Genomic DNA, 12,675 nt, shown 5'->3' on the forward strand with positions numbered 1-12,675 from the left:
TCATGATCAATTTAGCTGAATTCGCGATAAGACAGCGTACTTTCGTGTTGTTCTTTATCGCCTTGAGTGTGGTGGCAGGGCTGTATTCTTACTTCGATTTAGGCAAGCTGGAAGACCCTAGCTTCACGGTTAAAACCGCCGTCGTCGTCACCTTGTATCCGGGCGCCTCAGCACAAGAAGTAGAGCAACAAGTTACCGATACCATTGAGACCAAGCTGCAAGAAATGGCCGAGTTGAATCGCCTGCGCTCATTGTCTCGTCCGGGCATGTCAATGGTATTTGTCGACTTGAAAGAGAGCCTCAATTCCAAAGCACTTCCGCAGCAATGGGACTTACTGCGCCGCAAAGTCGACGACGTAAAACTGCAACTGCCGTCTACAGCTCAGATCAGCATTGTTCAAGATGAGTTCTCTGAAGTGTATGGCATGCTTTTCTCTATCCATAGCCAAGACGCCGCACCTGAAGAATTACGCCGCTATGCAGAAGAACTGCAACGCCAAATCAAAGCCGTAAAAGGCATCAAGAAGATTGAGCTACACGGCGTGCAACCACGAGTGGTTTACATTGATATGCCTGACGAACGTCTGGCTCAATATGGTTTGTCTGTCGCGCAGGTGTGGAACCAACTCAGCACACAGAACATGACCTTTGAGGCAGGTAAGTTCGATGCTGGCACCGAGCGCATTCGCATCACTCAAACCAGTGAATTTCAATCATTAGATGATATTCGCAACTTGGTCATCAAAGGTGGTGTGAGTGAACTAGGTACAGGCTTGATTCGCTTAGGTGACATCGCCGATGTATCCATGGGCTACCAAACACCAGCACTAACAGAAAGCCGATTTAATGGTGAGCCTGCGGTGACGCTAGCGGTCAGCCCTGTCGAAGGCATCAATGTGGTCTCGCTCGGCGACACGATTCGCGACATCATCCAAAACTACCAACAAACACTGCCGCTTGGCGTTGATATTTCTACTGTGGCTTACCAACCTGAAGAAGTGCAAAAAGCGATTGATGACTTCGTCGGTAACCTGCTCGAAAGTGTCGGCATTGTGTTTGTGGTGCTGTTGGTCTTCATGGGCTTTAAGAGCGCGACAATTGTTGGTTCGAGCTTATTACTGACTATCCTGCTCACGCTGATCTACATGAACATTGCAGGCATTGATTTGCACCGAGTCTCGCTTGGTACCTTCATTCTTGCTCTAGGTATGTTGGTAGACAACGCCATCGTGATCACTGACATGATGATCGTAAAACTGGGCAAAGGTATCGAGCGCACACGTGCGGCTATTGATTCGGTCAAGGAAACCGCCGTCCCTCTGCTTGGCGCGACCGTCATTGCTATCATGGGTGCAAGTCCGGTTCTGTTCTCCAAAACTGACTCAGCCGAATTTGCGGGCTCAGTATTCTACATCGTCGCGTCTTCGCTTCTTCTGTCTGGGTTGGTCGCGATGACCTTCACCGTACTGATGTGTTGGATGTTCATCAAACCAACACCTGTCGATGAAGACGCAAAGCCAAGCCGCTACAAGCAGTTGGTGTTTTGGACGGTTGATAACCCAATGAAAGCACTGACAGCATTGATTCCCCTGCTTTTAGTGACTGCCGTGGCTGTGCCTTACGTGGCGGTGAACTTTATCCCGCAATCGGATCGCCCTATCGTGTTTCTTGATTACTGGCTACCGAATGGCGCCAAGATCGAGCAAACCTCAGCAGACATGCGCAAAGTCGAACAGTGGCTCCTCAAACAGCCAGAAGTAGAAAGCATCTCTAGCTACATGGGCGCAAGTGCGCCGCGCTTCTCGGTGACCGTAGAACCAGAGCCATTTGATCCTGCATACGGGCAGATATTGATTAACACCAAGGATTACGAAAGCATCAGCCAACTTGTTGAACGAGGTGACAAATGGTTGCAGGACACATTCCCAGACGCAGAACCTCGCTTTAGAGCACTAAAACTGGCGACCTCAGACAAGTACGCAGTAGAAGCGCGCTTCTCTGGCCCTGATGAAGCAGTGTTGCACCAACTGGCGGATCAAGCAAAAGCAATCTTTGCTACTCACCCAGATGCCAAATACGTTCGTGATGACTGGCGTCAAGAAAGCAAGGTGCTGAAACCCATCATCAATCAAGACAAGATGCGTCAAGCTGGCATTAACCGTGCGGACATCGCATTTGCTTTAAAACGCGCTTCTGATGGCATGCCATTAGGTCAGATGAACCTTAATGACGAGTTGATTCCAATTCAGCTGCGTGGCACGTCTCAAAACATGGCATCACTAGAAACATTGCCCGTGCGTTCGCTGCTTGGCATGCACAGTGTGCCTCTCGGCCAAGTGGTCGATGGCTTTGAGCTAGTACCAGAAGAGAGCATGATCTGGCGCCGCAATCGCGTCAAAACCATCACAGCACAAGCAGGTGTTGAGCGTTCAACCACACCAGCAAGAGTGCGCAACGCGGTGAAAGTTCAAATCGAAGCGATTCCTCTGCCAGCCGGCTACAGCTTGGAATGGGGCGGCGAATATTACGATGAACACAAAGCGGTTACTGACATATTTAAACAGCTACCAAAAGCCATGCTGATCATGGTGATCATTCTGGTCGCAATGTTTAACGGCTTTAAGCAACCGATCATCATTCTAGCCACACTGCCTTTGGCGGCTACCGGTGCCACCTTTGCTCTGCTTGGTTTTGATAAACCATTCGGCTTTATGGCGTTGATTGGTGCCATCACCCTGACGGGCATGATCATTAAAAACGGCATTGTGTTGATGGACCAAATTGAGTTGGAACGTGCGAACGGCCGCCCATTATCGGATGCCATCAAAGAAGCCACCGTTAACCGTACCATGGCGATTTCGATGGGTGCACTAACAACCGCACTCGGCATGATCCCGCTGCTATCGGATCTCTTGTTCGACCAAATGGCAGCCACCATCATCGGCGGTCTGGCAGCAGCGACCGTGTTGTCACTGTTCATCATGCCGGCACTGTATCGCTTGGCATACAAAGAAAAATCACCAACAACGCAAACTGACGCTGAATTGAAGGAGGCGTAATCATGAGAAAGTTCGTTATCGCGCCACTGGTATTGGCAATGAGTTTATCCGGTTGTGCCGTTGGGCCAGACTATCAAACGCCAACCACCAGCATGGCCGAGACTTATTTGTATACCGACCAAAATGGCGTCAGCCGCAGTGCTGAGATAGAAGCGTTTTGGTGGACAGAGTTTAACGACCCAACGTTGAACGATTTGGTGCTTGATATGCAAAGCCAAAACATCCCGCTTAGGGTCGCGGCAGAGCGCATCAAAATGGCAGACAGCTATAAGAGCGTTGTTGAGTCATTCAAGGTACCAACCATCAATGTTGGTGCTGGATATGTCAATTATCAGCTGAGTAAGAACGACTCGCTGCTTGGCCCTGCGCTGAACCCGATTGGTGATTCCGCCGCAGGCCTGCCACCACAAATTGGCAATACAACCTTGTTGGACAACCAGCATGATGGTGTATTTGCCGGAGCAAGTATCGCTTGGGAATTGGATTTGTTTGGTCGCATTGATCGTCAATCCAATGCCGCCCAAATACGTGTTGAGCAAGCTGAAATCTATCAAAGCGGGCTGACGACTTTGCTTACTGCGGATTTGATTCATAACTACTTGCAGTATCAAGGGGCAAGCGAGCGTCTCGACTTAGCCAAATTAAACCTTGAAGACCAAAGAAAAACCATGGACTTGGTCGAGAAAGTGGTTCGCAGCGGTTATGGCTCGGATCTCGATTTAGCGCAAGCCAAAGCGACGCTTGCAGCGATGGAGTCAATCATTCCTCAGTTGGAAATCGCGCAGCAAGTACACAAACATCGTATCGCGGTACTACTTGGTGAGCCTTTATCAAAAGTCGAAGTGCGACTTGCAGAAACTCAAGGTGTACCAGCAATGCAAAATGTCGTGCCAATCGGATTACCTTCCGACTTACTGCAGCGTCGCCCTGATATCCGCTTAGCGGAGCGAGAAATGGCAGCCATCAATGAAGAACTTGCGGCAAGTATTGCCAATCAATATCCGAAGTTCTTCTTAACCGGCGCTCCGGGCGTGTCCGCTTCTAGCTTTGATGATCTGTTTAGCAGTGATTCTTTCGGCTGGGTTGGCGCGGCAGGCATCAGTTGGAATGTATTCGATGGTGGTCGTGGCGATGCCTTAGAGGACATCAACCAAGCTCGTTTTGGCGCAGCAACACTGACTTACCAACACGCCGTCGATTCGGCTTTTGCTGAAGTGGATTCCACACTATTTGCTTATGGCAGAAGCCAAGAGAATCAGCGCCGCATTGATGATGCTTTGGTTGCGACAGATAAAGCCGTGGGGAAAGCCAAATCCCTCTACCGTGCTGGGTTGATTGACCACTTATCTGTACTGGATGCTCAGCGCCAGAAACGCATGATGCAAGACCGACAAATCGCAGCCAAATTGCAAACGGCTCAGGTCACTGTCGCACTCTACAAATCACTGGGTGGTGATTGGGCATTAGAACAATCTCCACAAAGTTAAACCGAATGAGCTAAGTAACGATTTTGGGGAGTGGGTTAGCTTCATCTGGGACCTCGAATCTAACCCCTCCTCTTTTTTATTGGGTATAAAGTCGCGCATTGGCTCGCGTTTCCTATAGTTAAAAGGATTGAAATCAGAGAGTAAGGAAGGAACTCCCTCATGATGACATTAATCTTTTTGCTGTTATTGATTGCGATGCTCAGTGCATTTTTAGGTAAGAAAGCGGTGGGCTATGCCTTCTTTGCTTCCTCGGTGATCATTGGACTGTATTGGTTCAATCATCACGCCACCGACCCTCTTTCCATCTTGTTGTAAAGGGGATTGCACATGAATCGAAACTATCTGGCTTTACTTAATACCCTTGGTTTACTGGGCATGACAGCCGTTTTATTGATTGGCTTTGTTCTGCAATTTGTACTGAATGAGTTGCCTTGTCCTTTGTGTTTATTGCAGCGCATTGGCTTCATCATGATCATGTTCGGCTTCTTGTTGAACGTGGTGTATGGACCGCAATCTCGACATTATGGTGTGGTCCTTATTGGCGCACTCTATGGCGTCGCTACGTCACTGAGACAAGTCTCTTTACACGTGATTCCCGGTACGCCTGGATACGGTAGCCCTATCTTCGGGATGCACTATTACACTTGGGCGTTTGTGTTGTTTGTTGCCACCATTTTCGCGGTCGCCGTTATTCTGATGCTCACCAGTAAAGAGGAGTCTCCAGAACCTTACGAAATGAGCAATCTAGGTCGCATCACATGTTTGCTGGCGATTTCTGTTGTGGCACTGAATGTGATTGGGACTTTTGCCGAATGTGGTCCTTATCAATGTCCAGACAATCCAGAAAGCTACTGGCTATTTAACTAACGAGCCCTTAATCGAAGCAAGAGGAGTCATGCATAGGTACATGTGACCTTGTATTACTCCTCTTTTCTATCGGTTACGAAAATACGATTCTCAGCACAATCCGACTTGGTTCAAATTCGTTGGTATGCAATTGGATGTCATACAAACATGTCAGTATGTTTAGAGATAAACGTACCGATTAATTCTCTCATCATGTTTTACCAAAGCAGGAGTGGTTATGAACTTTGTCGACGGTGTATTACAAGTCGAATCTTTTCTCGCGGTGACCCTCGGGATCATCGTGTTGTTTTTAGGCAGGCGCCTAACCCAAGCCAGCAGTTTCTTAAAGGAATTCAGTATTCCTGAACCGGTTTCCGGCGGCATCTTGGTATCGGTGTTGTTCGCCATTATCCATTACGTCACTCAAATCGATGTCCAATTTGATCTTGCTACCCGAGACTTGTTGTTGGTGTATTTCTTTACCACCATCGGCATCAACGCTAGCCTTCAAGATCTGTTCAAAGGCGGTAAGCCATTATTGATCCTGCTTTCGGTCACCATCGGTTATATGTTGATTCAAAACCTCACCGGCATTGGAATTGCGACCATGTTAGATCAACCTGAAGCGGTGGGCTTGTTGAGCGGCACGGTATCTCTGATCGGCGGACACGGCACCGCGATTGCGTGGTCACCTCGCATCGCTGAAATATTCGATCTGGATACCGCAATGGAAATCGGCATCGCAAGTGCAACGTTTGGCTTGATCTTAGCAAGCTTGATGGGCGGGCCGATTGCAAAATACCTGATCAACAAACACAACCTAAAGCCAGCTAAAGTGGAAGAAATGGACGTGGGTACGGCGCAGGATGAACCGCAACCGTCTATCAATGCTTATGACTTCTTAGATGCGATGTTAGCGATTCATGTTTGTATCATCTTGGGCGCAATTTTGAACGAAGGCGTAAGCAGCTTAGGGCTTGAGTTACCGTTGTTCGTGACCTGTTTGTTCGCCGGTATCTTGATTTCTAACCTTATTCCCGCCTCTTACCCTCGCCTTACAGGTACTCGTTGGCCAGCAAGAAAACCAGCGGTTGCGTTGATTGCGGATATGGCGTTGGGCGCGTTTTTAGCCATGTCACTGATGAGCATGCAGCTATGGGCTTTGGTCGATTTAGCAGGACCTATTTTTATCATTCTTGGCGCGCAGTTCTTTGTGGCTATTTGCATCGCCATATTCGTCGTTTTTCCTCTAATGGGAAAGAACTACGACGCTGCGGTTGTTTGCTCTGGTTTTGGGGGGATTTCTTTGGGTTCTACCCCAACCGCAATGGCGAACATGTCGGCCGTTGCACAAAAATACGGTAACTCTCACCAAGCCTTTATTATTGTGCCTTTGGTGTGTGCTTTCTTTATCGATTTGGCGAACGCGCTGATCATCCCTTACTTCATCCGGTGGATTGGCTAATTAAGATGCTAACCGGTTAAAAAGGGGGCACTTCGGTGGCCTCTTGATTTAATCGTGCAAATATTGCTACCACCTTGCCCCTCACTCAGTTGTATAATGCTTGTCTTGTAATATTTTGTTACGAACGTCGTAACCCTTGAGAAGACGCATGAACAGCAGCAGATGGGTTGGCTTAACAGTCGGCACACTTTTTTTAATTGGTACATTAATTCTATTTGGATCAACTGTGCATTCCGCGTGGTACAAGATCCCAGTAGAAGCCGTAAATGGTATCGCATTCACTCTATCCTTCGGATTGGGGTTGAATCATCTTGTTGCTTATATATCCGCTTTTTTCACACTCGCTGCGCTATTTTATATTGGTTACGCGATGGGTTACCGTATCCATCAAAAACTCAAGTAGACACCTCATACTTTAGACTGAATTTAAATTCACTAGTAGGATGTAAGTACTAGTTTTACCTCACTAAATTTGCCGTTTACCCACTTTTTATGCGGACATATTGAGATCGGGGCATTTTCCCGAAAACCGTATAGTTTTATGCAACCCTGCCTCATAGAATAGTTTATAAAAACGGCAGTAGGTATCGAGCAACTTTATGAAATGCAGTGTCGCTTGCAGACGAGAAAAACGCCCAAAAAAGCACATGCGCCTGGCATTTACAGACTCATGCGGGGTAAGTCGTTTCGTCTTTACAAGTCATCCATCCACACTCAATCCATACAGAATCCTCTCCTAGTCTGCCCATTATTTGCTGTTCCTTTGAGACATAACTATGGACAGAACACAGTTCACCAAAATTTTTACGCGCTATTACATGCGCTCTACGAGTTTGGGCATTCTGATTACCCTATTCGCTTGTGCAATTAGAGGGGTAGAATTTGTTGTATACCTTCCTTACCTGTTCGCCGCTGTCGCCTGCCTAACTTATCTTTGGGCTGGGCGCTTTTTCGTTCTTGAACAAAAAAACAAAGCGGTGGTTATTGCTCTTATCCTCGGCTTCACACTCACTTTTTACCTGTATTATTTTTTAGGCGGGCATTTTCTCTTTTCGTCGTTAGTGACGGTCAATCTCCTTTTAGCCTTAATTGAATTTGGCGTATTTTGGTCGCTAATTGTATACGCACTATCAATGGCTGCTTGCTTTAACATAGATTTGATAGTTGCAGGTAGTGACCCGTTTAAACTACAGGGTTTAAGTGAGTTCTCCATTCGGAGTACGTTTCTGTACCTGTTCAACCTTTTTATTTACAAAGGATTGCTTTCTATAGAGCGTTATTGGCAAAACGCTTGGCAAATGCAGTACGAACAGGTCGAAAAACTAGAAAGACTGCTCGAGATAGACGAGCTGACAGGGTGTTATTCCCGCTTTAAAGGCCATCAGTTAATTGAACATCAGATACAACGCGCTCAACCGTTTGCTCTGTTGTACATCGACTTAGATAGCTTTAAAGCCGTGAATGATAAGTTCGGCCATGATGCCGGCGACAAGGTTTTGAAAGTCACCGCCCAAAGGATCTTACAACTGCTGGGGAACGATCAATTTGCTACACGAATTGGTGGTGATGAATTCATCCTTTGTCTTCCCAACCTAGAAAGTACAAAGGATTTAGAACAATTTCAGTCTTTACTACAACACGCATGTAGTGCACCTATTTTCATCCATTTTCAAAACGTTCACATCGGTTTGAGTATCGGAATGGCGCGCTTCCCTCATGAAGGGAGTAACAGTGACGCGCTTATCCAGCATGCTGACCAAATGATGTACCTCACTAAAAAATCTAGAACATAGAAATTTGGCCCATCTCGGGCTGCTTCAAGCAATCAAAAAATATAATGAGTTCAGGACGTAGATATATGGTTAGCAAGTTAGAATTTTCGCATGCTGTTGCTGCAATTCGAAAGGAAAGGGGTTTGACTCAAGGCCAGTTAGCCGATGAGTTAGCAAGGAGTTACAGCGCTTTCGAAAGCTTAAATCAACCAACATTAAGCCAGTGGGAAAGCGGTAAAGTTACACCGAGTCTATTAAAGCGACTGGCCTTTTCGCACTTCATCGGAGAACAATATCAATACACCTCCAGCGAGTATAAAAGAGTCAAAGCTTCTCAAAGTAAAAGTATTTATTTGAGCTTTAAAGACATTGTGTACGAATACCAAGTTACCGATGTAAAAAGTTGCTCCCTCAACCAAATCAGTGTGTCTGAATTCGAGCAAATCAACGCTGTACATAAGCAACTGATAACGCCAGGAGGCGTGGAAGACACACTTAACCAATTCGACCAATCCCCAAGTAAAGCTCGGCTTTATTACTGTAAAGGTATGTTAGTCGGACACATGATTTATCAGGAGCTGAGATCTGAATTCAGGATTCTTAGCCTATGGCATTTAGGCCGCTCAATTTTGAAGTTTTTGGTCTCTGACATTATTCAAGTAATGGGCAACGCGATCATCCACTTTCCTGTTCATGAGCCCGTGATTAAACAACTTTTGTTCGACATTTTTATACGGGATTTCTACCACCATCGGCGAGTCACCTTTTTTAAAGCGCCTGCTGCCAGGATATTTGAAAATCCCATGGTGAAACATTGCTTTGACGGATTACTCGATCTGGTGCTCTACCGCTTTCACCAAGTAGGAAATGAATTTATGCAGTCTCGACAGGAGGCAAACTAATGATGTACGACAATCCAACCAACAACACTATTTTATTGTTCACCTTCAACAATATTCAAGGCAGAGGATTACAAACCGCAATCGAGCAGCGCTTAGGGCAACCCGTTTTATTAGCCAAAGGGGCGGGTGTGGAACTACCCGTTCACTATGACGAACACTATGTCGCGATCGTTGACAGCTCTCTACCCGACCTCTGTGATGTTAAAGTCACATTGAGTGAGCTTCACCACGTCGACGCTACGATATTAGTCAATGCCGAACCAAACTTAGGTGTGGAGAGTTTACTCAGCTGGTCTAACCTAAAAGGTTTATTTTATTTTGAAGACGATTTCGACAAAGTAATCAAAGGTCTTAAAGGAATCTTAAATGGGGAGAACTGGTTATCTCGAGATATTCTTAATCGATTGATTGGCTACTTGATGAACTTAAATCACACCGTTACTGAGTTAGACAGTAAGCTCGATATTGAGCTCACGCGGCGAGAAATGCAGGTATTGACCGCACTATGTCAAGGAGGCTCGAACCTGGATATCGCAGACTCTTTGTTTGTGAGCGAGCACACGGTGAAATCTCATCTATATAGCATTTTTCGAAAACTGGAAGTCAAAAATAGAATGCAGGCCATAACTTGGGCTAAGCGTCATTTGTTTTAGCGAACCCAAGAAACAATAAAGGGAGCCTGTAAGCTCCCTTTTGCTGAGTGTATTGTGCTTCGACTCGCTTAAGCTTTCTTATTGCATTAAATGGTAAACACGAAGTGACTCTGCCATCGCCGCCACATCCTTACCAAAAAACGTCACGGTTACAGGTTGTTCAGCAAGTAACGTCAAACTGGATTCGGAGAATCGACCATCCGTGTCCGCTTCTAGATGCACAAAGAATGCTGGCTTATCTGCCACCAGCGTGATTTGGTTGGCTTCTATCGTCACTTTGATGTTCGCCTTCTGCATCGGCAGGGTTTTCAGTTCATGAGTGCTAAACCATGTGTTCGTGATTCGCTCTTCGCCTGCTTGTCCCTCTACGTAGAGGAAGCCTGACTTCAATTCAGACGAATCAAACTGCCCATCCAACTGCCAGACAACCATGTTGCTGTCACTGGAAACGGTGTGCTCTAGCGACCAAGTTTGCTTCACTTCACCTTGCCAGTTCACCCAATGTAATTGCGCACTCACATCAACGGGTTCTTTGGCATCGTTTAGCAAATGGAGGCTCAGCTTACCGGTGTGCTCTGAGAACACCAAATACTGGGGCGCAAAGAAGCGTTTCGCATGGTAATGCAATTGCTTCCAACGGCCACTGTACTCCAAACTAGACCAAGAACTCACTGGCCAGTTGTCATTAAGCTGCCAATACAACATGCCACGACATATTGGAGAGATGGCGCGCCAATGGTCACAAGCAGTTTTGATTGCCATCGCTTGCTGAACTTGGCTTAAGTACAACATCTCCTCGAAGCCTGATGGGAAGCGGAAGTAACGAGTAAACATCTCTGTGATGATACTGTTACCACGAGGGTTCTTTTGGTGCTGCTCAAACGTTGGTGAGGTGACGTTCCAGTCTTGCTCTGGCACAAACTTCTTTGCCTCTGCAAAAGACGGCCAAGATTGGAAGCCAAACTCGGAACAAAAACGCGGGTTAATGTTTAGATAAGCATTAAACGATTTGCCGGAGTGCCAAACGTCCCAGAAGTGCATATCACCTTTACTGTCATCGTGCCACGCATCGCCAAAATCCAACTCGCCATTACAAGGTGAGCTTGGCCAAAATCGACGTGACTCGTCTTGCTGACCGATGACTTGTTTGATCATTCGATTCAGACGATCGTAATTCACTGTGTATTTGACTTTGTTGTGCTTGGATTCGTCATACCAGCCAATCGCACCAATCACTTCATTATCGCCACACCAAAGTGCAATCGAAGGGTGCTCTTTCAAACGTGGGATTTGGAATCGCAACTCTTGTTCCACATCTTTCAAGAAATCGTCATCGGATGGATACAGCGAGCAAGCGAACATCATGTCCTGCCAAACCAACAGGCCTAATTCATCACACAGGTTGTAGAAAGTTTCGCTCTCATATTGGCCTCCACCCCAGACACGAATCATGTTCATATTGGCATCGATAGCACTCTGTAACAGATTGCGGTATCGGCTTTCACACTCTCGCCCCGGCATGGCGTCCACCGGAATCCAGTTTGCACCCTTAGCATTGATTGGTACACCGTTAACGACAAACTCCATCGCCGAGCCATGCTCATCAGCTTGGTTGTTTAGACTCAGCTCTCGCAAACCAATCATGCGTGACAGTGATTGCTCACCACAAGCGACCGTTATCGGATAAAGATGCGCTTCGCCATAACCCGCAGGCCACCAGCGTTTTGGCTTGGAAATATGGAACTGACAGTGATAGTGACCACTTCCTTCGGTTTGAATCGATTGGCGCTGACCATCAAATTCAACAACAATTTCATGATGTTGGGTATCCGCTTCAACTTCGACTAAGACATCGACCTGCACACTGCCGTCAGCTTTCCATTGTTGCTCTGTCGCGAATCCTTTTAGCCACACATCTTCAACGACATCAATTAGAATCGGGTCATAAATACCAGAGACCATCAAGCAAATGCCCCAGTCCCAACCTGAATGACATTGGGTTTTACGAATCAAGTTCATGTGCGGGATCTGGTTGTTCCCCATCGCCGAAGGAATAGGGAATGGCAGTTTCTTTGCACGTTCTAGCCCTTCTAAATCCACACGGACAAACTCAACTCGAATCGCGTTAGTGCCTTGCTTTAAGTAAGGTTTGATATCAATACGTTGCTGGGCAAACATATTGCTGCTAGTTAGTGCTTGCTCACCATTGATATAAAAGGTCGCTAAGGTGTCTACACGGGTTAGCGTCATCCACACTTGTTTGGCAGAGAGCACAGAACCATCGACAGCAAACTCGCGTTCAATATGCCAATCGCATTCTTCAATCCAACGAACCTTGGATTCATTATCTGCCACATATGGGTTAGGAATAAGCTCTGCTTGCAAAAGTGCAGAGACATTATCGCCAGGCAAAGTCATCGGAATATTGATGTCTGGACGCTGTGGCGAGGTAAGTTGCCACTGTCCATTGAGTTCAAAATGAGCCATAGGG

General features: G+C 46.6%; 10 protein-coding genes. 9 read left to right on the forward strand and 1 reads right to left on the reverse strand.

Annotation, left to right across the window (positions count from 1 at the left end):
• Positions 1–2 precede the first annotated feature (2 nt).
• The 9 genes from OQJ86_RS12800 to OQJ86_RS12840 all read left to right on the forward strand — a co-directional run bounded on the left by OQJ86_RS12800 (position 3) and on the right by OQJ86_RS12840 (position 10,184).
• The gene (locus OQJ86_RS12800; protein ID WP_265987992.1) at positions 3–3,059 is read left to right on the forward strand and encodes an efflux RND transporter permease subunit; all 3,057 of its coding nucleotides are present in this window, start codon (positions 3–5) and stop codon (positions 3,057–3,059) included.
• 2 nt (positions 3,060–3,061) lie between these two features.
• A complete protein-coding gene (locus tag OQJ86_RS12805; RefSeq protein ID WP_104037721.1) occupies positions 3,062–4,546 on the forward strand; it encodes an efflux transporter outer membrane subunit in 1,485 nt (494 codons plus the stop codon).
• Between the two features lie 159 nt (positions 4,547–4,705).
• Complete coding sequence (locus tag OQJ86_RS12810; RefSeq protein WP_005429588.1) at positions 4,706–4,861, forward strand: DUF5993 family protein; 156 nt, start codon at positions 4,706–4,708, stop codon at positions 4,859–4,861.
• 12 nt (positions 4,862–4,873) lie between these two features.
• Positions 4,874–5,413 carry a disulfide bond formation protein B gene (locus OQJ86_RS12815; protein ID WP_020196073.1) on the forward strand — a complete coding sequence of 180 codons (540 nt, stop codon included), beginning with the start codon at positions 4,874–4,876 and terminating at the stop codon, positions 5,411–5,413.
• Positions 5,414–5,630: 217 nt separating this feature from the next.
• Positions 5,631–6,857: a sodium/glutamate symporter gene (gene gltS, locus OQJ86_RS12820; RefSeq protein ID WP_104037722.1), complete on the forward strand. Its 1,227-nt coding sequence runs from the start codon at positions 5,631–5,633 to the stop codon at positions 6,855–6,857.
• 148 nt (positions 6,858–7,005) lie between these two features.
• Positions 7,006–7,260 (forward strand): hypothetical protein, encoded by a 255-nt coding sequence (locus OQJ86_RS12825; RefSeq protein ID WP_104037723.1) that lies wholly within the window; start codon positions 7,006–7,008, stop codon positions 7,258–7,260.
• A 373-nt stretch (positions 7,261–7,633) separates the two neighbouring features.
• The gene (locus OQJ86_RS12830) at positions 7,634–8,650 is read left to right on the forward strand and encodes a GGDEF domain-containing protein (protein WP_104037724.1); all 1,017 of its coding nucleotides are present in this window, start codon (positions 7,634–7,636) and stop codon (positions 8,648–8,650) included.
• Positions 8,651–8,715: 65 nt separating this feature from the next.
• A complete protein-coding gene (locus OQJ86_RS12835; RefSeq protein ID WP_038865011.1) occupies positions 8,716–9,531 on the forward strand; it encodes a helix-turn-helix domain-containing protein in 816 nt (271 codons plus the stop codon).
• Positions 9,531–10,184: a LuxR C-terminal-related transcriptional regulator gene (locus OQJ86_RS12840; protein ID WP_104037725.1), complete on the forward strand. Its 654-nt coding sequence runs from the start codon at positions 9,531–9,533 to the stop codon at positions 10,182–10,184. Before OQJ86_RS12835 ends, OQJ86_RS12840 begins: the two co-directional genes overlap by 1 nt.
• 78 nt (positions 10,185–10,262) lie before the next feature.
• Here OQJ86_RS12840 and OQJ86_RS12845 read toward each other — a convergent pair whose 3' ends face one another.
• Entirely contained in the window at positions 10,263–12,671 is a 2,409-nt protein-coding gene (locus OQJ86_RS12845) for a beta-mannosidase (RefSeq protein WP_265987995.1), read from the reverse strand.
• Positions 12,672–12,675: the final 4 nt, after the last annotated feature.

The organism is Vibrio sp. Sgm 5 (assembly GCF_026241575.1).
GTDB classification, from domain to species: domain Bacteria; phylum Pseudomonadota; class Gammaproteobacteria; order Enterobacterales; family Vibrionaceae; genus Vibrio; species Vibrio jasicida.

What these genes read in the sequence shown, in the direction of transcription:
- OQJ86_RS12810 (WP_005429588.1), top strand. Translation starts at nt 4,706, where the DNA reads ATGATGACATTAATCTTTTTGCTGTTATTGATTGCGATGCTCAGTGCA.
- OQJ86_RS12800 (WP_265987992.1), top strand. Translation starts at nt 3, where the DNA reads ATGATCAATTTAGCTGAATTCGCGATAAGACAGCGTACTTTCGTGTTG.
- OQJ86_RS12840 (WP_104037725.1), top strand. Translation starts at nt 9,531, where the DNA reads ATGATGTACGACAATCCAACCAACAACACTATTTTATTGTTCACCTTC.
- OQJ86_RS12845 (WP_265987995.1), bottom strand. Translation starts at nt 12,671, where the DNA reads ATGGCTCATTTTGAACTCAATGGACAGTGGCAACTTACCTCGCCACAG.
- gltS (WP_104037722.1), top strand. Translation starts at nt 5,631, where the DNA reads ATGAACTTTGTCGACGGTGTATTACAAGTCGAATCTTTTCTCGCGGTG.
- OQJ86_RS12825 (WP_104037723.1), top strand. Translation starts at nt 7,006, where the DNA reads ATGAACAGCAGCAGATGGGTTGGCTTAACAGTCGGCACACTTTTTTTA.
- OQJ86_RS12805 (WP_104037721.1), top strand. Translation starts at nt 3,062, where the DNA reads ATGAGAAAGTTCGTTATCGCGCCACTGGTATTGGCAATGAGTTTATCC.
- OQJ86_RS12830 (WP_104037724.1), top strand. Translation starts at nt 7,634, where the DNA reads ATGGACAGAACACAGTTCACCAAAATTTTTACGCGCTATTACATGCGC.
- OQJ86_RS12815 (WP_020196073.1), top strand. Translation starts at nt 4,874, where the DNA reads ATGAATCGAAACTATCTGGCTTTACTTAATACCCTTGGTTTACTGGGC.
- OQJ86_RS12835 (WP_038865011.1), top strand. Translation starts at nt 8,716, where the DNA reads ATGGTTAGCAAGTTAGAATTTTCGCATGCTGTTGCTGCAATTCGAAAG.